The 24,743-nt window shown below is 63.2% G+C and carries 20 protein-coding genes and 1 pseudogene; 13 read left to right on the plus strand and 8 right to left on the minus strand.

All coding sequences use genetic code 11. From position 1 onward, the window contains the following. The first annotated feature begins 3 nt into the window (after positions 1 to 3). Positions 4 to 2,061, plus strand: a complete 2,058-nt coding sequence (locus tag OKW26_RS05760; RefSeq protein ID WP_429352958.1) for a protein kinase domain-containing protein — start codon at positions 4 to 6, stop codon at positions 2,059 to 2,061. A 28-nt stretch (positions 2,062 to 2,089) separates the two neighbouring features. Here OKW26_RS05760 and OKW26_RS05765 read toward each other — a convergent pair whose 3' ends face one another. Further along, complete coding sequence (locus tag OKW26_RS05765) at positions 2,090 to 3,154, minus strand: formylglycine-generating enzyme family protein (protein ID WP_429354181.1); 1,065 nt, start codon at positions 3,152 to 3,154, stop codon at positions 2,090 to 2,092. Between the two features lie 105 nt (positions 3,155 to 3,259). Continuing rightward, positions 3,260 to 4,090 (minus strand): annotated as a pseudogene (locus OKW26_RS05770) (caspase family protein); the annotation flags it as partial. Between the two features lie 313 nt (positions 4,091 to 4,403). On the opposite strand from OKW26_RS05770, the gene OKW26_RS05775 reads away from it, so the two are divergent. The 9 genes from OKW26_RS05775 (at position 4,404) to OKW26_RS05815 (ending at position 17,102) form a co-directional block, all read left to right on the plus strand. Beyond that, positions 4,404 to 4,907, plus strand: coding sequence for a DUF4399 domain-containing protein (locus OKW26_RS05775; protein WP_429352959.1), 504 nt, complete (start codon positions 4,404 to 4,406; stop codon positions 4,905 to 4,907). Between the two features lie 46 nt (positions 4,908 to 4,953). Continuing rightward, on the plus strand, positions 4,954 to 5,391 hold the full coding sequence (locus tag OKW26_RS05780; RefSeq protein ID WP_090807583.1) for a DUF4399 domain-containing protein: 438 nt from the start codon (positions 4,954 to 4,956) through the stop codon (positions 5,389 to 5,391). 252 nt (positions 5,392 to 5,643) lie between these two features. Continuing rightward, positions 5,644 to 5,922 carry a hypothetical protein gene (locus OKW26_RS05785; RefSeq protein ID WP_184061603.1) on the plus strand — a complete coding sequence of 93 codons (279 nt, stop codon included), beginning with the start codon at positions 5,644 to 5,646 and terminating at the stop codon, positions 5,920 to 5,922. 349 nt (positions 5,923 to 6,271) lie between these two features. Continuing rightward, positions 6,272 to 7,648, plus strand: coding sequence for an efflux transporter outer membrane subunit (locus tag OKW26_RS05790; protein WP_429352960.1), 1,377 nt, complete (start codon positions 6,272 to 6,274; stop codon positions 7,646 to 7,648). A 239-nt stretch (positions 7,649 to 7,887) separates the two neighbouring features. Then, the gene (locus OKW26_RS05795; protein WP_429352961.1) at positions 7,888 to 10,500 is read left to right on the plus strand and encodes an FHA domain-containing protein; all 2,613 of its coding nucleotides are present in this window, start codon (positions 7,888 to 7,890) and stop codon (positions 10,498 to 10,500) included. Beyond that, on the plus strand, positions 10,478 to 11,851 hold the full coding sequence (locus tag OKW26_RS05800) for an HlyD family efflux transporter periplasmic adaptor subunit (protein ID WP_429352962.1): 1,374 nt from the start codon (positions 10,478 to 10,480) through the stop codon (positions 11,849 to 11,851). Before OKW26_RS05795 ends, OKW26_RS05800 begins: the two co-directional genes overlap by 23 nt. Positions 11,852 to 11,889: 38 nt before the next feature. Continuing rightward, entirely contained in the window at positions 11,890 to 12,642 is a 753-nt protein-coding gene (locus OKW26_RS05805; protein WP_184024541.1) for a peptidylprolyl isomerase, read from the plus strand. A gap of 39 nt (positions 12,643 to 12,681) precedes the next feature. Next, positions 12,682 to 15,750: a peptidase domain-containing ABC transporter gene (locus OKW26_RS05810; RefSeq protein ID WP_429352963.1), complete on the plus strand. Its 3,069-nt coding sequence runs from the start codon at positions 12,682 to 12,684 to the stop codon at positions 15,748 to 15,750. Further along, positions 15,747 to 17,102: a sigma-54 interaction domain-containing protein gene (locus OKW26_RS05815; protein ID WP_429352964.1), complete on the plus strand. Its 1,356-nt coding sequence runs from the start codon at positions 15,747 to 15,749 to the stop codon at positions 17,100 to 17,102. The genes OKW26_RS05810 and OKW26_RS05815 overlap by 4 nt, the downstream gene beginning before the upstream one ends. 45 nt (positions 17,103 to 17,147) lie before the next feature. Here the strand turns inward: OKW26_RS05815 and OKW26_RS05820 are convergent, their stop codons facing one another. Continuing rightward, on the minus strand, positions 17,148 to 17,918 hold the full coding sequence (locus OKW26_RS05820) for a PP2C family protein-serine/threonine phosphatase (RefSeq protein ID WP_429352965.1): 771 nt from the start codon (positions 17,916 to 17,918) through the stop codon (positions 17,148 to 17,150). Positions 17,919 to 17,923: 5 nt separating this feature from the next. After that, entirely contained in the window at positions 17,924 to 18,211 is a 288-nt protein-coding gene (locus tag OKW26_RS05825; RefSeq protein WP_090807566.1) for a hypothetical protein, read from the minus strand. Positions 18,212 to 18,737: 526 nt separating this feature from the next. Here OKW26_RS05825 and OKW26_RS05830 point away from each other — a divergent pair. After that, positions 18,738 to 19,184, plus strand: coding sequence for a lecithin retinol acyltransferase family protein (locus tag OKW26_RS05830; protein ID WP_429354182.1), 447 nt, complete (start codon positions 18,738 to 18,740; stop codon positions 19,182 to 19,184). A 41-nt stretch (positions 19,185 to 19,225) separates the two neighbouring features. Beyond that, complete coding sequence (locus OKW26_RS05835) at positions 19,226 to 19,477, plus strand: hypothetical protein (protein WP_184061610.1); 252 nt, start codon at positions 19,226 to 19,228, stop codon at positions 19,475 to 19,477. A 4-nt stretch (positions 19,478 to 19,481) separates the two neighbouring features. On the opposite strand, the gene OKW26_RS05840 is transcribed toward OKW26_RS05835, so the two are convergent. Then, a complete protein-coding gene (locus OKW26_RS05840) occupies positions 19,482 to 20,360 on the minus strand; it encodes a LysR family transcriptional regulator (protein ID WP_184061611.1) in 879 nt (292 codons plus the stop codon). Positions 20,361 to 20,700: 340 nt separating this feature from the next. Here OKW26_RS05840 and OKW26_RS05845 point away from each other — a divergent pair, with 340 nt between their 5' ends. Further along, positions 20,701 to 21,192, plus strand: a complete 492-nt coding sequence (locus OKW26_RS05845; protein ID WP_090807556.1) for a DUF4126 domain-containing protein — start codon at positions 20,701 to 20,703, stop codon at positions 21,190 to 21,192. 65 nt (positions 21,193 to 21,257) lie between these two features. On the opposite strand, the gene tehA is transcribed toward OKW26_RS05845, so the two are convergent. The 3 genes from tehA to OKW26_RS05860 form a co-directional block, all read right to left on the minus strand. After that, on the minus strand, positions 21,258 to 22,280 hold the full coding sequence (gene tehA, locus OKW26_RS05850) for a dicarboxylate transporter/tellurite-resistance protein TehA (RefSeq protein ID WP_429352966.1): 1,023 nt from the start codon (positions 22,278 to 22,280) through the stop codon (positions 21,258 to 21,260). A gap of 179 nt (positions 22,281 to 22,459) precedes the next feature. Beyond that, the gene (locus OKW26_RS05855) at positions 22,460 to 22,810 is read right to left on the minus strand and encodes a response regulator (protein WP_184061613.1); all 351 of its coding nucleotides are present in this window, start codon (positions 22,808 to 22,810) and stop codon (positions 22,460 to 22,462) included. Between the two features lie 6 nt (positions 22,811 to 22,816). Beyond that, complete coding sequence (locus OKW26_RS05860; RefSeq protein WP_429352967.1) at positions 22,817 to 24,337, minus strand: RAD55 family ATPase; 1,521 nt, start codon at positions 24,335 to 24,337, stop codon at positions 22,817 to 22,819. Positions 24,338 to 24,743 lie beyond the last annotated feature (406 nt).

Raw genomic sequence — 24,743 nt, forward strand, 5'->3', positions numbered from 1 at the left:
CAAATGGCTAGCCTTGCGCGTGTGATTCTCGACTTCCAGAGCGGCGAGCTATCGCGTGACGAGTTCGTCGCGCAGCTCGACAGCGCGTTGGCGACCGAGCAACTTGGTCCGACGCGGCTGCTGGAGACGCTGTACGCCGCGCATCATCGGTCGCCGTTGCCCGACGATCTCTACCTGGAAGTGCGGCGGCGCATCGAGCTGCTGCGCGTGTCGAACGTCGCGGCGGGTGGCGAGGAAACCGGCATCCAGACCTCGGTCGATCTACCGTCGCTGCGTTCGTCGAGCGCTGCGAGTGCGGGCGCCGCGAGTACTGCCGGCAGCACCGCGCACGAGACCATCAAAGGCATCGGCGATACGCTGAACAACCGCTTCGTGCTCGAGGAGTGCCTCGGCGTGGGCGGCATGGGCACCGTGTACAAGGCGCTCGATCTGCGCAAGCTCGAAGCGTCGGATCGCAAGCCCTATCTCGCGATCAAGGTGCTGAACGTCCAGTTTCGCGGCAATCCGAATTCGCTGGTCGCGCTGCAGCGCGAGGCGCGCAAGGCGCAGGTACTCGCGCATCGCAACATCATCACCGTCTACGACTTCGACCGCGACGGGCCGATCGTCTATCTGACGATGGAGTACCTGAGCGGCAAACCCTTGAGCCAGCTGCTGCGCACGCCGGGCTATCAGGGCATGCCGGTGCGGGCCGCGCTGCCGATCGTGCGCGGCATGTGCGCGGCGCTCGCGTACGCGCACGAGCGCGGCTTCGTCCATTGCGATTTCAAACCCGCGAACGTGTTTTTGACCACGAATGCCGAAGTGAAAGTGATCGACTTCGGCATCGCGCGCGTATTCCAGCGGCCTGAAGAGGAGAGCGACGCGACGGTGTTCGATCCCGGCAGTCTCGGCGCGTTGACGCCGGCCTATGCGAGCCCGGAGATGATCGAGCATCGCGAGCCGGACCCGCGCGACGATATCTACGCGCTTGGCTGCATCACGTACGAGCTGCTGACGGGACATCATCCGTTCGATCGCCTGTCGGCCACGCAGGCGCGCAATGCCGATTTCAAGCCGCAGCGTCCGGCGAATCTCGATGCGCGACAGTGGCGCGCGTTGCGTGCCGCGTTGTCGTTCGATCGCAATACGCGGATACCGAGCGTCGTGCGCTTTATCGCCGAGTTCGACAATGAAGCGCGCGCGGAGAAGTCCGGGACGCTCGCGTGGGTCGGGCTCGCTGGCCTCGCCGTCGTGTGCGCGGTCACCGTGGGCGTGTTCGCTTTTCGCTCGGGGTCCAGCCGGCAGCAAGCCGCGCAAACCGAGGCGGCGCGATCACAGGGCGATCAGGTCGATCGGGCGGCTGGGGCGTCCGCTGTCGCGCCCGCACCGAAGCCCGCGTTGACGCTCGCCGCGATTACGCCCACGCTTGCCCAGGTGCCGTGTTCGGCTTTATCGGGCGCGGTGCAGGACCACGCACTGACGGTACGCGGTTTCCTGTCGCAGCGATACGGTGCCGCGCATCTGAAGGAGACGTTGGCGGCGCTGCCTGGCGTCGATACGGTTTCGCTGGACGTGCGGCCGCTCGCCGACGATAAATGCGACTTCGTCAAAACGCTCGCGCCGTTTCTGGTGCGCAACTGGCAGGCGGGGCGCGTGGCGTCGCTGCAGATGCGTCCGCCAAGCGGTTTTCTGACCGAGAACGACTCGCTGGTGGTGGACCTGAAAGCGCCGCCGTTCGATTCCTTTGCGACCGTCGACTACTACCAGCTAGACGGCCACGTCGTGCACATGGTGCCCAGTCGTCTGTGGCCGGACAATCAGATGCAGGCGAACGGCGGTCCGTACACGATCGGCAGCAATGCGGGCGATTGGACCGTATCGAAGCCGTTCGGCTCGGAAATGGTGGTGCTGATGGTGACGCCGGTGCCGCTGTTCGACAAGCTGCGCCCGGAAAGCGAAGCGCGCGCCGATTATCTGCGCGCGCTCGAGACCCGGCTCAAGCAGATTGGCGGTCAATACGGGCAGGATCGCCTGTTGGCGGACTTCGCCCCGATTACGACCAAACCCGCGACGCGATGATCCGTCAGGGAGCCAATCGACACGGCTTTTAGTGCAGATCCTTGACGACGCGAAAACCGTTCTGCGATTGCCGCACGCCCGCGCTGTATTTGAAGCGCGTCGCGCTGAGCATGTAGTCGCCGCCTTCGCGCCATGAGCCGCCGCGAATCGCGCGCATCTCGCAGCCGGGCGAGTCCCACGCGTGGCCATCGACCGGCGCGCCCTGATAGGTGTTGTGCCAGCAGTCGGCGGTCCATTCCCAGACGCCGCCGTTCATGTCGTACAGACCCAGCGGATTCGCGGCGAACGTGCCGACGTTTTCCGGGCCTTCCTTGTGCCACGGGTCGCCGCAGTCCTTGCAATTGGCGTTGCCCTTGCGCATCTGCTCGCCCCACCAGTACGCGGTCGTGGTGCCGGCGCGGTCCGCGTATTCCCATTCGGCTTCGGTCGGCAGACGGTACGGTTTGCCGGTCGTTTTGGCGAGCCACTTGACGTACTGCTGCGCGTCGTCCCAACTGAGATCGCGCGCGGGTGCGGTCTTGATGCTATTGCTCTCCGGCGTCAGCTTCTGGCAGGCGCCGGCGGCGACGCACGCATTCCATTGCTCGACCGTCACGGGGAATTTACCGATCGCGAAGGGCGCGCCAATGCTCACGTGATGCACGGGCTTTTCCGACGGATCGTCGGTATTGCTGCCCATTGCGAACGAGCCGGCGGGTACCGCGATCATGACCGGACAGGCCGCGCAGTCGCGGATTTCACCGGCCGTCGGTGGATGGGCGACGGTCTTTTCGGCGAATGGCGCGGCAGCGGGGCGCGGTGGCGCCGCGGCTGCGCTGGCTTGCGTCGCGGGATGCATGACCTGGGCAGGCGGCGTGGGTGGCGCGACGTGACCGCTTTGCGTCGCGGGCGCGGCTGGCGGTGCAGCCGGCGCGGCACTCACCGCGGGAGTCGATGCCGCCGCGCGCAATCGATCGATACGCGCATGCGCGAGTGTGGCGAAGCGGCCATTCGGATAGGCCTTCAGATAAGCCTCGTAATCGGCCGGGTAGTTGCTGTCCTTGATCGAATCCCAGAACGTGATTTCGTATTGTTCGCCGCTTTCCTTGGGCATGATGCCGCGACTGCGCGGCGTGATGGCGCGACGCTCTGACGTATTCGACGACTCGATAGCGCCTTCGCCACTTGTGGGAATGGATGAACGCGCGACAGAGAGCCACGGTTGCTGCGTTCCGCGTGTAGCGGCGCGTACTTCGGCGCCGACGTCTCGGAACAGCGCGGCGAGCGATCGAGACGATGCGCCGGCGTCGTTGAGCGCTTGCAGCAAGGCATCGGTATAGACGCCATGCCGCGGACCGTCCGCCGCGAAACCGCCCGGTGCGGTTGCATAGGCAATCACGGTGTTGGCAGCGATCCTCGGTTTATCGATCGCAACCGCGGCGGGGGCAAATGGATTGTCGAGGCACGTATCGAGAATCACGAGATTGAGCCGGCCGACACGGGCGGATTGCATCGCATGCAAAACGGTATTCAGATCGACGCCGTTATTCAGTAGCGACACCGGCGCGCGGATGTCGCCTCGCGCATCGAGTCCCGCCGGCAAAAGCAGCGTTTGTGCGCCTACCTGCATGCCGTGTCCGGCGAAATAGAACACTCCGATATCGCCTGTTTGCAATCGTCGTTGAAATTCGTCGATGGCCGCGCGCATCTGCGGCGGCGTAGCATTCGTGCGCGTGATGACTTCGAAGCCACGCGCACGGAGCGCAGCGCCGATCGATTCGGCGTCGCGCGGCGCGTTGGCGCGGATCGGGTTAGTGGCGTCACCGTACTCGCCATTTCCGATCACGAGCGCGACACGCCGCGAATGCGTGTCGTCGCGTGACGAAGCAAAGGGTGAAAGGAGCAAAGCGGTGTCCGCCGGCCGCGCCGGATGACTCGCTACCCAAGCCGGGCTCGGCTCGATGCTTTCATGTTGCGTCGCGGCACCCGCACTGTCCCACTGCGCCTGGATTGCCCCAACCATGCACACCAGCAGGAATCGTCTCCACATCTTTATATCCTGTTTGTACCGGACAGAGTTCAGGCATTCGTGCACCAGGCTCGCGCTGCCTGCGCTCTTTATTAACGATAGCACGCGCTTTGCGTCACAACTGTCCGGGAGTCCTTAACGCATCATACGGTTAACGAGCATTGCGTATCTTTTTGGCAAGTTACGTCCTAAGCTGATTCACAAAGTCACGTCACACGGTCGTTTTAACTAGGTGGGCTGCCTGCCGGTTTCGACCCGCGACATGCCGCTCGAACACCCGGAAGGTCATCGATAGCCGGGCCCCAGCCATGACTCCTGTTCGGGAGAGTGCGCTATGCGAAGAACCCGTGTTTCCTTTCTTTTCGGCAGTCGTGATCCGGCGCAAGCGCGTCGCGGCGGATTACGCGCGGCGGTGTGCGCGGCGCTCGTCGCGGTCTGCCTCGGTATCGGCGCTGGCGGCGTTGCGCGCGCCGAGCAGACGCCGTCACCGCCGGGGGCCGAGGAGTACATCATCTGGCCGTCGGATGGCGCGGTGATTCACGGCGGCAAGCTGTGGGTGCGCATGGGGCTGCGCAATATGGGCGTGTGTCCGAAGGGCGTCGCGTTTCCGAATACCGGCCACCATCATCTTCTGATCGACACGGATTTGCCCGCGCTCGATCAGGAGATTCCATCGGATCGCCAGCACCTGCATTTCGGCGCGGGCGAAACCGACGCGCGCATCGAGTTGCCGCCCGGCAAGCACACGCTGCAGCTGATTCTCGGCGACCATAATCACGTGCCGCACGTACCGCCCGTGTATTCGAAGAAGATCACCATCACCGTGCTAAAGAACTAACGCGGTCCGTTCGTTCGAACTGGTCAAGCCGGAACGGAGAGTCCTGATGAAGAAGATCATTGCGGCCGCGGCATTCGTCGCAGCGGCGCTGACGGTATCGACCGCGCCGCAGGGCGCGTGGGCAGCGACGCCGTCGCCGCCCGGCGCCTACGCGTATATCGGCTATCCGAACGATGGCCAGGTGGTGCCCGCCAATAAACCGTTTCGCGTGTGGTTCGGTCTGCGTTTCATGGGGGTCGCGCCGAAAGGCGTGAAGTACCCGAACACCGGCCACCATCATCTTCTGATCGATACCGATCTGCCGCCGATGGATCAGGAGATACCCTCGGATCGCCATCATCTGCATTTCGGCGCGGGCGAAACGGAAACGATGATTTCATTGCCGCCGGGCAAGCATACGCTGCAGCTGTTGATGGGCGACGACATGCATATGCCGCACAACCCGCCGGTGTATTCGAAGAAGATCACGGTGATCGCGCGCTGACTGTCATCGAACAGCCAACAATGTCGCGCGCGCTGTTGGCTGCGATCCACCATTCACTGGTCTCGCTGTGCCGCTCGTCAGCGTCGGGACAGCGGGTGCGAACTTCCAGGCCTTTGCTATAAGGCGTTCAGGACGCGAATGACGAAAGCAAGGCACTCCTGGCATAGCCCATGCGTCAGTAGCGCCCGAGCAGACAAGTTGCTCGAACCCCGACGCTCGATGATGCGCTTTCCCACTCCCAGGAGATTTGCCATGAACACGCTGATGATCAAGGACCTGTCCAACACCGAACAACTCGACAGCAAGGCGATGAGCGCCGTGCGCGGTGGCAACGGCTACTATTCGATGCCGTCGTACCTCAGCTATGCGCCCGTCTATGCGCCGACCAGCATCAAGAACGTCTCCACGACGCAGATGATCAACACGGAAATGAACATCCAGAGCGCTAACGGCAACGACTCGGCGCTAGTCAGCGGTACGGCCACGTACATCCAACCGACCATTTACTCGAGCAACGTCAACAACGGGTAGTGAGCGGCGCACACGCGGCCCGGGCGGCCGCGTGTGCGTGCCCCAACAGGCGCGTCGCTCAAAAAGACCGCTAATCCAATCGTCCTTTCCACGCATCCTTCGCGTATCCGCCGCTCCCCGCATCGACTTTTCCGCCGCTTCATTGCCGAAGCCGCGCGGAAGCGGCTCGGCCTGAAAAACCGGGCATCTCGCGCGAAACAGGCGGGTGCAACTGGAGACCAACGTGTCAGCGCTGCCGGAATCATCGTTCGATTCGTCGTGTGATTCGCTGGACCTTCAGCGGGTTCCTGCTGAAGCCAGGACGCCTCGCCGCATAGCCCGTGTACTGCGCGGGATCTGCGCGGCAACGATGTGCGCTTTGGCAGTGAGCGCGTGCGTCGACGTCAGCATGCCGGCTTATCAACGCCCGGACACGCCGGCCAAGACATCGTGGTCGGATCGCAATGGCGCGCCGGTATCGGCCGCGGAGACGATCGAGCGCGACTGGTGGAAGGGCTTCCAGGACCCGTACCTCGATACGCTGATCGACAAGGCGATCGACGGCAACTTCGATATCCGGGTGCTGGCCGCGCGTATCGAAGTCGCGCACACGCAGATCAGCGAGACAGGCGCGGCCGCATTGCCGACGGCGGACCTCGGTGCCGGCGCCGACTACACGAAGACGACTGGCCAGCCTTTGACGAAGACGTACAACCTCGCGCTGCAGGTGAACTGGGACATCGACATCTGGGGCAAGGTCGAAAAAGGCGTGCAGGCGCAAAAGGCCGAATTCCACGCGAGCGAGGCGGATTGGCGCGCGGGGTATCTCGAACTCGTCGCGAATGTGGCCAGTACCTATTTCCAGATCCTGCAATTCGACGACCAGATCGCACAGCAGCTAAAGACCATCGCCACGAACAAGCAAATCCTGGCGATCTACGAAGGCCAGGCGCGCAATGGGCTCGTGCCGCAAACGCAGGTGTTGCGCCAGCAGGCGGAGATCAACCGGCTCACCAACGATCTCTATGATCTGCGCCGATCGCGGGCGGTCTCCGACAACGCGCTATGCACGTTGCTCGGCGTGCCGGCCGGCGAATTCCATGTGCCGCAGGGCCATTTACAGGAGCGCGTGAAATTGCCGGGCGTGCCCGATGGTTTGCCCGCGCAATTGCTGTCGCGCCGCCCCGACGTGGTGGCGGCCGAATTCAGGGTGCTCGAGGCCTATGACCTCGTCGGTCAGTCGAAGCTCGCGCAATTGCCGAGCATCGGCCTCACCGCGCAAGGCGGCACGGCAAGTTACGCGCTTAACCAGTTGCTGAAGTCGTTCACGTTCGGCCTGATGCCGAGCATCAATTTTCCGCTGTTCGATCCGGGCGTGCGCGCACATGTGAAGGTGACCGAGGCGCAATCGAAAGTCGCCGAGCAGCAATATCGCGTGGCCGTGATGGGCGCATTCGAGGAAGTGGAGAACGCGCTCGTCAATCTGAGTGCCCATAAGGCGCAGCACGCGGAATTGCAGCAGCAGGTGTCGCGCCTGCAGATCGTCGCTGATCAGATCCAGTCGCAACTGCGCCTTGGCGTCGTGTCGCAACTCGAAGTATTCGAAGACGAGCGGACCTTGCTGGAGGCGCAACAGGCGTTGCTGGAAAACCACCAATTGATTCTGTCCGACACGGTAACGCTTTATAAGGCGCTCGGCGGCGGATGGCCCGGTGTCGACGTGCAGGCGCAGGTCAAAGAGAAGTAACGAAACATTGAGCTAATCCACGAGTTGGCGTACCGCGCGGGTATTTCGTCGGCTGACGGCTTATCCGCGGTCTTCTCATCCGGCGATATCCAAATTGACACTCTCGATGCGTGACTTACAATCCTTTAGGGGTCAGCGTTTGCGTGGCTCTTCACGACAATATCGTTGCGCCGTTGTTCTTCGTCCAGTTCGCCCCGCGTTCCCGCCGCGGCAGGTAAACGCTTAGCGATCCAGATAAAATGGCCACCGGCGAAGCTCCGATTGCTGAAATGCGCGTGACAGTGGACGCTGCCTTCGACGTGGTGTTGTCACCGGTTGCCTGCGCGCAGCGCCCCGCGCTCGACGCCATTCGCATCGTCGACAACCTGTTCGCCATCGGCCGCAGCGAAGCGCCGTTCAGCGACTATCCCGCACCATGGACCGCCGCTCTCTCGCGCCGACATGCGCGCGTTTTCATCGAGCATGGCGCGATTTATGTTGCCGATCTCGGCAGCAAGAACGGCACGACGGTCAACGGCATCGCGGTGCGACAAACCCCCGCGCGTGTACGCGCCGGCGATGAACTCTGCTTTGGCGGTGAACTGCGCTATCGCGTCGGCATCGAGCCGCGCGCGCGCGTCGTCACGGGTGGAAGCGCTTCTCCCCTCATTCATCTATTGCTGGTGCCGCAGCGCGATGACCTGGGTCTGCAACCGGTCGACGTGCTGGCTTTTCCGTTTCTGATCAGTAAAACGGACGAGGTTTTCTCGCGCTACAAAGACCGTTATCCGCACCAGGTCAATTACATATCCCGGCGCCATGCGCACCTGTTTCTGAAGGGCGGCGAGCTGTATGTCGAGGATCTCGGCAGCACCAACGGCACGTTCGTGAATGGACAGCGGATCGGCGAATCGGCGCTTGCACTGGCGGACGGCGACGTCGTTGCATTTGGCGGCGACCACTTCGTCTACAGGGTGTCGCTACAGAACTCCGCCGACGTCGAACCCACCGTGACCCAGCTCTCTCTTCAGCCCGCTGCCGACAGTGCCGCCGATGCCGACAAGACGACCTTCGTCGGCGCTGCGCATTCGTTTCTCGACATCTTTTGCGTCGATCCGGCGCTGCAACGCGAAGACGAAGTGAATGAAGCGGCGCAGCCGGGCTCCGCGCGCGCGAAGCGTGACGGAGTAGGGACGGCAAATGGCGCGCAGGGCGCCAAAGGTGCGCAGGCGGGGCATCCCGCCGATACGAGAGACGGCGCGAACGAAAGAAGCGGCAAAGCTAAAAGCGCGGCAAGAGGTAAGCCGCGTCGCTGGAAGATGGTCGCCGGCGAACTCCACAAGGCGTTAGCGGACGGCGAGCGCACCAATGTGCGGCGCGCGGCGGCATGGGGCGCAGCGGCTATCGCGATCGTGGTTGCGCTTGGCGTGGGCCTTTATCTGCACGGTTCATCGGAACGGGAGTTGAAGAGCCTGCTCGCGAGCGGTGATTACTCGAGCGCCCTCACGATGGCGCGCGGCTATCTGGCCACGCATCCGGCGGACACGAAAATCAGCGCGCTCGCGAGCGAGGCGTTATTGAAAGCGAACTTGCCGGGCTGGATCGAAGCCGTGCAAAAAGCGCAGTTCGACCAGGCCGACACGCTGCTGAAGAACATGAGGGCGTTGAGCGGAAATGACGCCGATGCCGCGTCGCTGGTCGGCGAATTGCAATGGGTCGGCGATCTCGAACGCTTCGTCGCGGCGCGTGGCGGCGTCGACGCGCCGATCCGCATGTATACGGACGAAGCGACGATCAACGGTCTGCTGCACCGCTGGGACGACGACGCGGCGAGTCACCAGCGCGCGCTCGATCGGATTGCGAGTTACGTGCCGGTCTTCGCGGAGCCCTACGCCCACACGCTCAGCCATCTGCGCAAGCTCGAAAGCGACGATTCGGTGTACGTCGCCGCGATCGATCGGCTCAATGGCGTAATTCGTACCGAACTTTCGCGCGACAAACCCGACGCGCTGCCGCCGGTACTCGACGATTACGCGCAGCGTTATCCGCGGCTCGCGGGGCTCGATAGAGTGCGCGACGATTTGCGCCAATACACCGGGTTGCTGAATGCCGCGTTGAGCCGTCAATTGACGTCATTGCTGGCGATGATGAAAACGGTGCGCTTCAGCACGCCGCCTTTTCAGGCGCAATTCCAGCAGCTTGCGGCGACGCGCTTGCCGTCGGCGGACATCGTTCAACGGCAGGACGCGGTCGATGCCGCGTGGCAGCGCGGCGACGCGCAGCAGGCGCTGAACGATTTGCAGTCGATGCCGGCGAGCCCGTGGTCCGATGTGCTCTCGGCCGAAGCGACGCACAAGCAGGCGTTGTCCGATCAATACAACGATCTGCGGAAAACGCGTGACGGGAAAGATTACGACCAGCGTCTGCTGTCGTTCTACGCGAGCCTCGATCCGCGGATAGACGCATGGTTCGTGCAGGCGATCCAGAAAGACGTGGCCGCATTGCATGACAAGGCACTCGCGCATGCGCAAGATCTGCTGGTGCGCGCGCAAAGCCTGTGGAAAGAGTACCGCGCGAACGGCCCGATCGGCGGCACGCAGCGGCTCGAAGCCGGCATCTCGCCGGGCTTTCGCAACGAGGCGCGTCTGCTGAGCGAGGCGCAGACGGCGGCACGCCAGGGCATGCGCATCTATACGCAGCTGAAGGCCGATCATCCCGCCGACTTCGATCGCCTGCTCGCGGATATCGAAGCCGAAGCGAGTTTGCAGCGCCGCTCGTTGACCGAGTTGCGCATGGTGCTGGACCCTGGGCTGCTGAAAGCGAAGCTCGCGTTGATTGGAGGCGATCAGAGTGAAACGCGATCCTCACCCTAGACCGTTGTCGGAGGCGCTCGAAGATCATAGCGTCGAAGGCATTGCGATTCTGACGTCCGAGCCGGTGCGGCTTGCGCGCGCGCTGATCTGGGCGATGGTCGCGCTCGTCGTGTCGGGTTTGCTGTGGTCGTTCGTCGGCCGCGCGGATGTGATCGTCAGCGCGCCCGGCACGTTGGCGCCGGAGTCGGAGGTGCGGCGCATCTATACGCCGATCGACGGCGAACTCGCGGATCTGTATATCGCCGAGGGGCAGCCGGTGTCGAAAGGCGACGTGCTCGCGCGGCTCAATGCGCGCGGCGCGATCGAGGCAGCGAGCAACGCGTTACAGGCACAAGTGAAGCTCGAAGACGCCGAACGCGAATGGAAGCAGTTCCCGGAGAAGAAGGCGTTGATGGAACGCAAGGCCACGTCGTTGAAGGCGCAACTCGAAGTCGAGGAGCGCTTGCACGAGAATCGCGTTTCAGAAGGCACGACGAAGCTTGCCGAAGGGCAGAAGGCCGAACTCGACGAAGCGCGCAGCTCGCTCGACAACGCGCGCCGCACGCGCGAAGCGGCGAATCAGGAACTCGATCGCTATTCGCGGCTGTTCGCGCAGCCGGGCGGCGGTGGCATTGCCGAATTACAGGTCGAGCAGAAACGCACGGCCGCGCTCGAAGCGGATAACGCTTACCGTGTCGCGCAGTCGAAGCTGGCCGAGCTCGACTTTCGTCTGAGCCATGAATACGCGCAGGCCAATGCGCAACTCGCGACGAGCGGGCAGCAAAGCACCGATCTGCAGCTGCAATACGATCAGGCGGTGCGCGACATCACCGATGCGGAAGACAAACTGCGCGTGCAACTGCAAAGCGCGCGCCTCGAAGCCGATGCCGCCGCGCGGGTGCGTTTCGAGAACATCGATAAAGACAATTTTCTGCTGATTCTCGCGCCGGTTTCAGGCGTGATCACCGACGTCACGTCGACGCAGCGCGGCGACAAGATTCAGGCGAACGCACCGCTCGGCGGCATTGCGCCAAAAGACGCGCGGCCCGTGCTGAAGATCGAAATCTCCGAACACGACCGCGCCTTTCTGCACGTCGGCCTGCCTGTCAAATTGAAGTTCAACGCGTTTCCTTACCAGCGCTACGGGTTGATCAGCGGCACGCTCGCCTATATCTCGCCGGCCACGAAGCCATCCGCGCAGGACAAGCAACCGGTCTACGAAGGCCGTGTCACGCTGGACAAGGACTACTACCAGGTGGCCGGCACGCGTTATCCGCTGCGTTACGGCATGACCGCCAATGCGGAAATCGTCGTGCGCGAGCGGCGCCTGATCGACCTCGGTCTCGATCCGTTCAGAGAGGTGGCGGGTTGAGCGCGCGAATCAAAACATCCACGAAAGGAGCCGGGCAAATGACCGCGATAGTGCGTATCGATGACGAAGTCGTGGACGTGGACGAGTTCATTCGTCTTCTGAAACTGACCGGCCAGTTCGAGAGCCTGGTCGAGCAGATCGTGCGCGACAAGCTTACCGTCCATGCGGCGAAGAAGCAGGGCGTCGCCGTCAGCGCCGACGAAATCCAGCAGCGCGCGGACCAGTTTCGCCGCGTGCGCGGGCTGCATCGCGCGGCGGACATGAATCATTATCTCGACGCGCTGCACGTGAGCCTCGACGAATTCGAGGCGTTCATTACCGACGGGCTTTATCAGGAGAAGATGCTCGACGACATCGGTAACGACGCGGCGATCCATGATTACTTCGCGCTGAATTCACCGAAGTTCGACGCGATCGAAGTCAGCCATATCGTGCTCGATAGCGAAGGCAAGGCGAAGGAAATGATCTCGTACCTGCACGACGACCCCGACGCCTTCGGCGAGATGGCGCGCGAGCATTCGATTGCCGATACGCGCGAGTCGGGCGGCGTGATCGGCAAGGTACTGCGCGGTTCGCTGAAGCCCGATATCGAGGCGAAGATCTTCAATGCGGCGGTCGGCGATCTGCTTGGGCCGTTTCCGTCGGCCGACCGTTCGTGTTTCGAGATCTTCGCGGTCACGGCCAAATATCCGGCCACGCTCGATGCCGACGTGGCCACCGAAATCCGCCGTTTGCTGCGCGAGAGCTGGCTCATTGCCCGCGCCCAGGAACACGTGATCGAAGCGCGCTAGCGCCCGACTAGCGCCCGATAAAGCGAGGCTCACCGATACATGGACGCCCTCCAGACCGCGCCATCCGCGCCTTCCACCGCCGAATTTCTCGCTTCGGTGGAGATCCTGTCGCCGTTCTCGCGCGACGAAATCGAGCGGCTTGCCGAGTACGCGCAGGCAAAGTTCTATCCGTTTGGCGAAACGGTGTGCTCGGCCGGTGACGTCGCCGAAGGTCTCTATGTGATCCGCTCGGGCACGGTACGTATCTTCTCCGAGGAGCACGGCAAGGAAACCAGCATGGGCGTGCGCAAGTCGGGCGAGATCTTTGCCGACATTGCGATGTTGCGCTCGTACGTTCACGAAGCGTCGGTACGTTCGTCGGGCAAGACCGAAGTGCTGTTCATTCCGCGCAGCGCGATCGAACCGGTGATGGCGGGCAACGCCGCCGCGTTGGCGTTCGTCGCCAGCTATGTGGCGATCAATTCGGCCGGGGGCTTCGTCGCGCAATTGTTCGATCTGCGCGGCAAGCTGAACAAGGCGGAACTCGAAGAGTACGTGCGCAGCGTCGGCGCAAAACGGGTCGCTGCCGGCAAGGAGATTCTGAAACAGGACGGCCGCGACGACAGGCGGCTTTATGTGGTGCGGCAAGGCCAGGTGCGCATCGTGCGGCAGGAGGAGGGCCACGACTATACGCTCGCGACGCTCGGCAAAGGGGAGATATTCGGCGAGAAGGCGTGCCTGATGCGCCAGGAACAGATGGCATCGGTCGTTGCAACCACCGACACGCGGCTGCTGGTCATCCCCGAGCGCACCGTTCATTTCATTCTCGAGCGCAATCCGAAACTGCGAGAGGTGCTCGACGAGCGCATCCGCTATGGCGACCGCGAATTACAGCGGCAAAAGCGGCTCGAACAGCGGCGCAAGCTGCCGTTGATGCTCGACCTGCAGAGCAAACCGGAACTCGGCGAGAAGATCATCCGGCGTTTCGCGCTCGTCGAGCAGGCCGAGGAGATGGATTGCGGCGCCGCGTGTCTCGCGATGATCTGCCGCCATTACGGCATTCCGATGACGCTCGGCAAATTGCGCGAACTCGCGAACGTGACGACGCAGGGTGCGACGCTCGACAGCCTCGCGCGCGCGGGCGAGTCGCTCGGCTTCACGACGCGCGGCGTGCAATGCACGTTCGATTCGCTGCGCGGCTTCGATCTGCCGTTCATCGTGCATTGGGAGGGTTATCACTATGTGGTCGTGTACGGGCTGTCGAAAGACTATGTCTGGATGGCGGACCCGGCACTCGGTTTCAGAAAGCTGAGCGTCGAAGATTTCGAACGCGGGTGGAGCGGCACCTGCCTATTGTTTACCGGCGGATCGCAGCTGCTGCAGATGTCGGCCGAGCGCTCGCCGTGGATTCGCTTTGTCGGCTATCTGAAGCCGTACCGCAAGATACTCGGCTATCTGTTTCTGGCGACCTTCGTGATTCAGGTGCTCGGGGTGATTCCACCGCTGATCATTCAGAACATTCTGGACGGCGTGATCGTGCATCAGAACGTCAGTCTGCTGCATATGCTGATCGGCGGGCTCATCATCTCCAATGTCTTCACGCAGTTGATGTCGACGATTCGCGCGTATCTGGCGAACTTCATGGTTCGCAACATGGACTTCGCGATGATGTCGCAGTTCTTCAAGCATACGTTGTCGCTGCCGTTCTCGTTCTTCGCGAAGCGCAAGACCGGCGATATCTTCGCGCGCTTTCAGGAAAACCAGACGATCCGCGCGTTCCTGACCGAATCCACCGTGACGACCGCGCTGAATCTGCTGATGATCTTCATCTACTTCACGATCATGTTCGTGTACAACGTGAAGATGACGCTGGTGTTGATCGCGTTCGTCATTCCGATCATGGGACTCACGGTAATCGCGACGCCGAAGATCAAGGGCTACGCACGCGAGGTGTTCACGGCGTCGACCGAGGCGAAGTCGTTCCTGATGGAAGCTCTGTCCGGCGTCGAGACCGTCAAGGGCATGGGCATCGAGCGGCCGGTACGGTTGCGCTGGGAGAAGAAATACGCAAAGGCGCTCGAATTGCAATATCGCGCGCACGCATTCAATATTCTGGTCGGCTTTGGCAGTCAATTGCTGAATGCGGCAACGACGATTGCGATTCTTTGGGTCGGCGCGAATCTGGTACTCGCGCGTGAGTTGACGATCGGTCAGCTGATCGCGTTCAATGCATTCATGGGCAGCGTATTGAGTCCGCTGATGGGTCTCGTCGGCTTGTGGAGCATGCTCAACGATGCGGGTGTCGCGATGGAACGGCTCGGCGATGTGCTCGATATCGAGCCCGAACAGAAGCCGCAGGATTTGCCCTCGCGCGTGATGCTGCCGGAGCTGCAAGGCGAGATCAGCCTGCAAGGCGTGTACTTCCGCTATGGCGAAGAGGATTCCGCTTATGTGCTGGAGAACATCAGCTTCGATATCAAGCCGGGTGAACTGGTCGCGATCGTCGGGCGCAGCGGGTCGGGAAAAACCACGCTCGCGAAGCTGCTGGTTGGCTTCTATCGGCCGAGCGAAGGGAAAATAACGATCGACGGCTATGACTCCGGCGTGATCGACAAGACTTATTTCCGCGCGCAAATCGGCTACGTGATGCAAAGCAATCTGCTGTTCTCGGGCACGATCGCCGAGAACATCGCAAGCGGGGACGACGCGCCGGAGCGCCGCCGCATCGAGGAAGTCGCGAAAATGGCCGACGCGCATGGCTTCATCAGCAAGATGCCGCTCGGATATGAGCAGATCGTCGGCGAGCGCGGCATCGGTTTGTCGGGCGGTCAAATCCAGCGGCTTTGCATTGCGCGTGCGTTGTATCACGATCCGCGTCTGCTCGTGTTCGACGAGGCGACGTCGGCGCTCGACTCGCAATCGGAAAGCAATATTCTCGGCAATATGCACGACATCCTGAAGGGCCGCACGGCGGTGATCATCGCGCATCGGCTCAGCACGATCATGCGCGCGGACAAGATTCTCGTGCTGTATGAAGGCGCGATCGTCGAACAGGGCCGTCACGAGGAGCTGATCCAGCGCGGCGGCATGTACTATCAGCTCGTGCAGAAACAGTTGAGTGCATCATGATGAAGATACTCGACCAGATTGAAGAGGCGAGTCCCGCGATATCGTACGCGGGACTGATCGAGCGGATCGAGATCCTGCGCTCCACGTTGCGCTGGTCGTCGCGGCTCGAACGCGCTGATATCGACAAGCTGCTGAGGCAAGCCACGTCGTTGCGCGACGAAGTGATGCAGCTTTCGCACAAGGAGCGCTTCGTGCAGGCGGCCACCGCGGGCGAGCCGCAGACGAGCGCGGAGCAATCGCGCGGTGCGCGCCGCAAGGCACTACTCGAACGCAGCTTCATTTTCGAGGGCACGTTCGGCGACAACCCGCGTTTGCTCGAATCGCTCGAAATCGCGGAAAAAGCGGCGCCAACCGATTTGCCGGTGTTGATCGATGGAGAAAGCGGCACCGGCAAGGAGCTGATGGCGAAAGTGATTCACGCGAATGGCTCGCGTGCGGACAAGCCGTTCGTTTCGGTGAACTGCGGCGCGATTCCGGAAAATCTGCTCGAATCCGAACTTTTCGGGCATCGCAAGGGCGCATTCACTGGCGCGTCGAGCGACCGCAAGGGAAAATTCGAAAGCGCGCATACGGGCACGATCTTTCTCGACGAAATCGGCGAGTTGCCGCTCGCGGGCCAGGTCAAGCTGCTGCGTGTGCTCGAGGCGCACGAGATTCAACGCGTCGGCTCGGACGAAACGATCGCGGTCGATACGCGCATCGTCGCGGCGACCAATCGCAATCTGCGCAAGCTCAGCGAGGAAGGCCGGTTTCGCGAGGATCTGTTCTACCGGCTCAGCGTGATTCACGTGACGCTGCCGCCGCTGCGCGAACGGCGCGACGAAATTCCGTTGCTGATTGCGTGGTTCGGCGACGAAGCGGCGGGCACGCTGAAACGCCGGCCAGTCAGGTTGACGCCGCGTTTGCGGGACTTTCTATTGAGCTACGCGTATCCGGGCAACATTCGCGAATTGCGCAACGTGATGTACCGCATCTCATGTCTGGCTGCCGACATGGCCGACATCGAGCATTTGCCGCTCGATATGCGACCCGCCGCACCCGGTTCGGCGGCGGCGCAGGCGGAGGGCGGACAGGCGAGCGGCGAGCAGCCGATCAGCGTCGCGAATCTGATGTCGTTGAGCGACGCGAAGCGGGCGGCCAGCGACGACGCCGAGAAAGCGTTCCTCGAACGCGGACTGCGTGAAGTCAGCGGGACCGTCGCCGAACTGGCGCGGCGCATCGATATGAATCGCTCGCACTTGCAGATGCTGCTGAAAAAGCACGGCCTGCATTCGAAGGATTTCCGCAATCGCAATGCGTCGCCCACGAAGAACGGCGCGAACGAGCGCGACGAGGAAGAAGACGAAGGCTGAGTGAACGACCACTGAACGCTCGGTGAAACGCGCGCCTGAAGATCATCAAGGCGCCGGGTTCAGCAAGGTCTTGTCCGCGGCATTCGGGTCCTGCGCTTCGACGACCACTGCGGTGATATTGTCGCGCCCGCCGCGCGCGAGCGCGAGGTCGACGAGTTCGCAACTTGCGTTTTCGCGCTCCGCCGTGGTCAGCACGGCGGCGATCTCGTCGTCGCTCAGTTCGTTGCTGAGACCGTCGCTGCACAACAGGAACACGTCGCCGTCGGCGACTTCGATCGCGTCTTCGTCGAGTTCGAGCGAATCCGTTGCCCCGACCGCGCGCGTGATCATGTGCTGCGCGGGATGATGGCGCGCCTCTTCGTCGGTGATGACGCCGAGCGAGCGCAGCTCCTCGACCTGGCTGTGATCGCGCGTCAGTTGCCGCAATTGCCCCGCGCGGTACAGGTAGATGCGGCTGTCGCCGGCCCACACGTAGCCGCAGAAGCGATCGCATGCAAGCAGCACGACCACGGTGCTGCCGATGCGCTGCACCTGGCGGCGCGCGGCTTCGTCGCGCAATTGACGGTTCGCGGTTTGCAGACGCGTGCGTACATCGGCGATCAGCATTCTGAGGCCGTGCGGCGCCGCCAGTTGAGTCAACGCGTCGATCACGGTGCGGCTGGCAACGTCGCCGACCGCGTGACCGCCCATCCCATCGGCGACAGCCCAGCGTCCCGCTTCGGGCTCGTCGAGGCAGGCATCTTCGTTGATTTCGCGGACCCGTCCCGTGTCGGAACGCGCGGACGACGTCCAGCGAAATTGGCTCTCGCATGTCACAACGGCTACACCATATCGTTTCGGTTGCGTGCGTCCGGAGACACGGTGAGGTTCGCGTTCGCGCCGGTATTGCGTACGTCGACCGACTGGAACTGGTTGATCATCTGGTTAGCATAGAAGTTGTTGGAGACCTCGTACAGATTGACCACCGGCCCAATGCTCGGCGTTTGCGGCACGTACGGCTGAATCCAGCCATAGATCCATGGCGCGCCGCCGCCACCGCGAATCGCCGCCATCGCTTTGCGATCGAGCGCGAGGTTCAGCGAGAGGTCGTTCAATTTGATGCAGGACATGTCGTTCTCCGGTTGGCCGCGTGCGCAATGCGCGCGGCTGAATGGACTCTGCACCACACGGCGCAAAGGCCATGCCAATCGGGGGCGGATTCGACGCGAAGCCCGCGGCGCATTGACTGGCGCGGCTTGCGCGGCTTTACCACGAACGCGGTCGACGCGATCGGTCGGCTCGCGGCCAACAAGCCCCCATTCGAACAGGTGTGAGACCCAACACATTCAGCGGGGTCCCACGGGTTCTCCATTCGGTTGAAATCAACCCGCGACACGGCTCGCAAATGAGCGTCACACACCAACAGATCAGCGCGATTTCTGTTGGTCCCGTCCTGACATCTACCTCTTCAGAAAACCGCTCGATCAGCCGTCAACCCTGTAAACAGGGGTTTTCCGGCGCCTGGCCCGGATGATGCAAAAGCTGTCGCAACAGTGTTGGAAATGCGAACGAGGCCAGCCATGAACACGCCAAACGCTCGATACACGCGACGACGACCCGCAATCCGCAGCCGCTTGCGACACCGCATCATCGACGATCGATCTGCCGATCGGCGCACATCTGGTCACGCAACGCAACGGCTACGAACATCACGGCATCTATGTCGGCAATGGCCGCGTCGTGCACTACTCGGGCTTTGCGGCCTCCGCGCATCCCGGACCGGTCGAGGAAGTCGAACTCGCGCGCTTCGCCGCCGGCCATTCGCTGTCGGTTCGCGCGACGCCGAGCGCGATCTACGTCGGCGCCGATGCGGTGCGCCGCGCGCGCTCCCGCCTCGGCGAAAACCGCTATCGCCTGCTGACCAACAACTGCGAACACTTCTGCGCGTGGTGTCTGCTCGGCGAAAGCCGCAGCGAACAGGTGCATTGCTGCTTGCGCCATCCGAGCACGGGCATGCGCGCACTGCTGTGCCTCGTGAAGGCGTTTGTCGAGAGCGGGGCGAGGAACGAACACCGCGTGGCGCAACTCGCGCAACTCGCGTGAACGCAGCGCGTCGGGAACGGGACGGATTCGAGGAGAACATCATGGTAGCCGCAGAAAAAAGCTTGCACTGGGCCGTCGACAAATGGCTCGCGCCCACGCCGTCGATGCCCGCGCGCGTGGTGCGGTTCTGCCATCACGCGTCGCAACAGCAACGCTATGTATGTGTGCAGGCGTTGAAGCCGGAAGGATTGCTGTCGATTTTCTTCTTCCGCCACGGCGACGGTTCGTGGAACGTGTTCCCGCCGCAAGCCGAGCGGCCCGCGATGAACGGGTATTGCCGCACGGCCGCGTAGAAACTCATGCGTGACCCGCCGTGGCCGCTTCCGTGGCGAGCCACTGACTGAACAGCAACATCGCCGGCGTCATCGGCTTGCCCTTCAGGCAGGTCAGCCAGTAACTGCCCGCCTTGACCTCGACGTCGAACGGGCGCACCAGACGCCCGGTATTGATCTCCCTTTCGAACATCAACGCAGGCACGAGCGCGATGCCCGCGCCCTGTATCGCCGCTTCCACCATCAACCGCGACGAATCGAACACCGGTCCGCGCACCGGCCGCGGCGCGATGCCCGCGGCCGCGAACCAGTTCATCCAGTCGTCCATGCGGTACGAGCGCAGCAGCGTTTCGTTGGCGAGATCGTCGGGCCGCGCGAGGCGCGCGGCGATCTCGGGCGTGCAGAGCAGCGCGAGCGGCGCGTCGAGCAGTTTGGTGGCGAGCGAGCCGGGCCACGTGCCGTCGCCGAAACGGATCGCGAAATCGAGGCCCTCGGTCGCGAGGTCGACGAGGTTGTTATTGGTCAGCAGCCGCAGCTCGACGAACGGATGCGCGTCGCGAAACGACTTCAGGCGCGGCATCAGCCAGCCGACCGCGAACGTGCCGACCACACCGACCGTCAGCACCTCGTGAAAATGCCCGCCGTCGAACTGCTTGAGCACCGCCTCGATACGATCGAACGCGTCGGACAGCACGGGGCGCAACGCGAGCCCTTCGTCGGTCATCGCGAGGCCGCGCGGCAAACGCTTGAATAGCGCGGTGCCGAGCCGCTCCTCCAGCGAGCGCACCTGCTGGCTGACCGCGGCTTGGGTCACGTTCAGCTCTTGCGCCGCGCGCGTGAAGCTCAGATGCCGCGCGGACGATTCGAACGCGCGTAGCGCGTTGAGCGGAAGATACGGTCTCATGGTGCAGATACAAGATTTTCTTGTGAGTGGACTAACTTATCACCATCGGCCCACTTCGCCGACTCCCTGTCTCTTATTCGCTAGTCGAATTGTGCGACACTAGGGCCACATCGACGGGGGCAATCGCATGCCCGGCGCCGCGCCAGACGCGCGGTGGCGAGTCGGCAATGAAGAGCCGGCAATTGTGAGCAACGGTGAACGGCCGCCACGGATTGCCTCGATGTAGGTGGTGAGAAGTTGACTGTCCAGATGGAATGCTCGACATGTTCTGCCGACGTTCGTCCAGGTAAGCCGTCGGCTCGTGCAACCTTGCATCATTGCCCTCGATCGGGAGTCCGCTATGTCCGTGTATGTTCTGGCCTTGCTGATTGGCGTCGTCGCCGGCCTTCGCTCGATGATCGCCCCCACCGCCGTCAGCTGGGCCGCGCGTCTGGGATGGCTGCCGCTGCAAGGCACATCGCTTGCCTTCCTCGGCTTCGCGGCCACGCCGTATATCTTCACCGTGCTGGCGGTCATCGAACTGATCACGGATCAATTGCCCGAAACGCCGAGCCGCAAGGTGCCGCTGCAGTTCGGCGCGCGAATCGTGCTCGGTGCGCTGAGCGGCGCGGCGATCAGCGGCGCGCACGGCGGCCTGGCGGGCGGCATGATCGTCGGGGTGGTGGGCGCGGTGGTCGGCGCGGTAGGCGCGGTGATCGGCACGCTCGGCGGCGCGAAGGTGCGCAGTTCGCTCGCCAGCATGTTCGGGCGCGATGCGCCCGCGGCGTTGATCGAGGACGTGGTCGCGATCGTCGCGGCTGCGTTGATCGTCGTGTCGTTGCACGGGTTCTGACACAAACGCAAAAACGCGGCGGGACGCTTTGCGCGTCGCCGCCGCGTTCGGTCGCTGCCCGCAGCTTATTGAACCCGGGCGATTCGCGCGGCCGTCGTGACTTGCGTGACCGGCGCCGCCGCCGTCGAACTCGCCGCCACGGGCGGCATCAGCTTGCCTTGCACGAGCAGTTGAAGCGTCTTCACGACCAGAATCGCGATGATCGCGTTCGCCACCACGAACAGAACCGGTGCGGCGAATTCGATCGGACCCGTCGCGCCGCGTTCGACGAGACGCAGGGCCATCGTCGGCAACGCCGCTACGCCGAAGCTGAACGCCCAGTAGCCGGGCACGAATGCCTGTTGGCGGATCCACGGTAGCAAACGCAGCAGCATCAGCGCCTGATAGAGACCGTAGCCGAGCAGCGCGTAGGCGAGCAGGTCGGGCGTGCCGCTGGTGAGGCTCAAATACGCGACACCACCGACGACTGGCGGCGCGAGTTGCACGCCGAGGGTCGGGCGCAGCGCTTCGGGCAGCGGTTCATGCACGGCGGCGCGATGCAGGATCATCGATTCGAGCGCGAGCCACGCCAGCATGCCGCCGCCGAAAAACAGCTCGCCCAGTTGATGGAAGCCGAATGCGGCCGAGCTCGCCGCCGCGACGAAGCCCGCTCCGACCGTCGGCAGATAGATCGCCGGCGTGGTCAGTTCGGGCTTGCGGCCGCCTTGCCACAGCTTGCCCTGTAGATAGACGCCGAGCCCAAGTTGCGCGATCGCCGCGATGCCGTACAGCGTCAGCGCGAGGGTATGCGCGTACGGCTGCAGCAGTTGCGCGGCAAGCAGCGTCGAGATCGGCGCGAGCGCGACGAACGAAGACTGCACCGGATGGTCCAGTTCGGCGCGTGCGTCGGCGCTCCGTGCGAACCACTTGTGCGCGTAGGCGAACAGAATGATGACCCAGACGGCGAGCGCCGCGATCGTCACCACGCTGCCGGCGACGGCCGGCAAGTGCCACAGGCGGATTGCTACGCGCCACAGGTTGGCCAGCGCCAACGAGCCCACCGCGATGCTCAAGAAGCCAGCGGGAACCGCACCACGATTGCTGTTCATGACGACCTCCGAAAGTTGCGTCGCGCTGCGGGTTGCTGGCCATGCGCGATCGATGGCCTACTGTAAAAGGCCACGGAGAATCGCAGAACGCTGCAAACGCTCGACAAATGGCGCGAGCGTCTCAAGCTGTGTTTTAGCGGGGGAAAGGGGCAGAGAAGGCGGGGGAGGAAGGGCGGCCGTCAACCGCCCATGCGCACCAGCATCGCCAGCAGCTGGTCGAACGAAAGCGGCTTGCGCGCGTAGGCAAAATGTGGATTCGGCTGCACCGGAATGTCCGACGCGGCGCTGCACAGGATGATCGGAATCTCGCGCAGCTCTGGGTCCTCATACAGCGTCGCGCACAACTGGAGGCCCGACATGACCGGCATCATGCAATCGGACACGATGATATCGGGCCGGCTCGAACGGACCAGTTCGAGCGCGACGGAGCCGTTCGACGCCGTCCGTACCGCATAGCCGTGTCGTTCCAGCAGCAGCCGCCACACCGTGAGGATGTCGAACTCGTCGTCCACCACCAGAATGGTTTTCATGGGCGGCTAGGTTTTTCGCCCCAATTGCAGCGTGGCCGACAGGCCCGGCGTCGATTGGATGCCCGCGGCGCTGGGCGAGCCGTCGATCACGTCGAGTCCTTGCGACGAAATCGACAGTTCGCGCAGTGACGTGTCGTGCGCGCTTTCGCGTTGCTTCACCACCGAAATCACGCGCCGCAGTCCGCCTTCGGTCTCGGCGTAGCGCAGCAGCACGAGGTTTTCGGTCAGCGCCGACACGCGCACGGCCTTCGCGTGACCCGGATCGCTGTACAGCGGCAGCTCCTCCGTGACGAGCGTCGTGACGGTCGCTTCGCGCAACTGATGCAGCAGTGCATTGAGGAACAGGCCGAAGCGCTCGGTACGCAACGCCGAATCGCGAAAGCCCTCGACGCCGTCGATCACGATGCGCGTCGCGCCGGTCTGCTTGACGGTGGTGAGCGCTTTCGACGCGATTTCATCGACCGCGAGTTCGATCGCCGGCTGCCAAAGCACCATCAGACGACCGTCCTGCCACGCATCGGCAAGCGCGATCGACACCGCTTCGGCCTTGCCGATGAGTCTCTGCGGACTCTCGTAGAAGCCGAGATACACGCAACGCTCGCCGCGTGCGAGACCGGCCGCGAGGAACTGCAAGCACAGCAGCGTCTTGCCGACGCCCGACGGGCCGATCAGCGTGGTCGTCGCGCCTTGCGCAAAGCCGCCGCCGAGCAGGTTGTCCAGGTGCAGCAAGCCGAAGCCGAGCCGTGCTTTCAGATCGACGGGGCCCGCTTGCTCCGCGCACTGCGCTTCGAGGCGCGGGAACATCAGCAGCCCGCTGCCGGCGATGCGGAAGAAGTGCTTGCCCATCAGATGATCGCGCGCGCGCATCTTGTGCACTTCGATTTCGCGCGCGCGCCGCATGCCGTCGTGATAGCTGTTCAGCTCGATCAGACCGTCCACCAGCGTGTGCTCGGGATGCGACTCGTTGCCCGACAGCGGCGCGAGCAGCAGTGTCGTGCAGTCCATCGCGGCGACCAGCGCGTTCAGCTCGTGGATGAACTTCGACAGCGACAGCTCGGTTTCGCTGAATTCGCGCGCGCTGCGAAAGCCGTCGATGATCATCAGGCTCGGCCGATAGTCGTAGATGCTCGACGCGATCAGCTTCAGGAAACCGTCGAGTCCGTCCTGCATCAGCTCGTGATAGCCGGACACGAACAGCATCTGCTGCGCGACCGCGGCTTCGTCGAAAAAGCTCAGGCCTTTCAGGTGACCGAGCAGCTTGTCGTGCGATTCGGCGATCAGCGTCATGTACAGCACTTTCTCGCCTTGCCGCACCCGATGAAAACCGATCTGGCTCGACAGGATCGTCTTGCCGGCGCCGGCCATGCCCTCCAGTAGATAGACGCCACCGCTCACCAGACCGCCGCCGAGGATCTCGTCGAAACCGGGCACGCCGGTTTCGACATTGCGTCGGGCCGCGTCAGGCCGGGCCGTGTTAGGTCGCGCCGCGTCGGACGGGCGGGACGTGTTGGATGCGTCGGTAGTCATTGTCGATGTGTCGTTCAAAGTGCAAGCGACGGCCTGGTCGTAACCGTCCTGTGCTCAACCCCGTTGCGGCAGCAATCCCCATTCCCGATCGCGAGCGACAGTGTCCCGCGGCGTGAAATGCGGGGAGTCTATCCGGCAACGCGTGCTCGGCGAACGGCATGTGCTCGACAGGGCGGCGTGAGAGGGCGAAAAAGGCCGGCGGCGAGAAGCCCGGTGCATGCGGTATGAGGGGGAGTGAAGTGCGGTGGCCGGTCGAACTTGCAAACCGATGCAATGAAACGGAAAGGCGAGCGCTTCGCTCATACGGCGCCGCAGGCTGCGCTCGAGGCTGCCGACCACATAGGTCAGGTGCAGGTTCGAACGGCGGCTGCGAGTGGCGCCGGCTTCGGCGGACGGCTTCTGATGC

It is taken from the genome of Paraburkholderia sp. 32, assembly GCF_050435345.1.
GTDB lineage: Bacteria > Pseudomonadota > Gammaproteobacteria > Burkholderiales > Burkholderiaceae > Paraburkholderia > Paraburkholderia tuberum.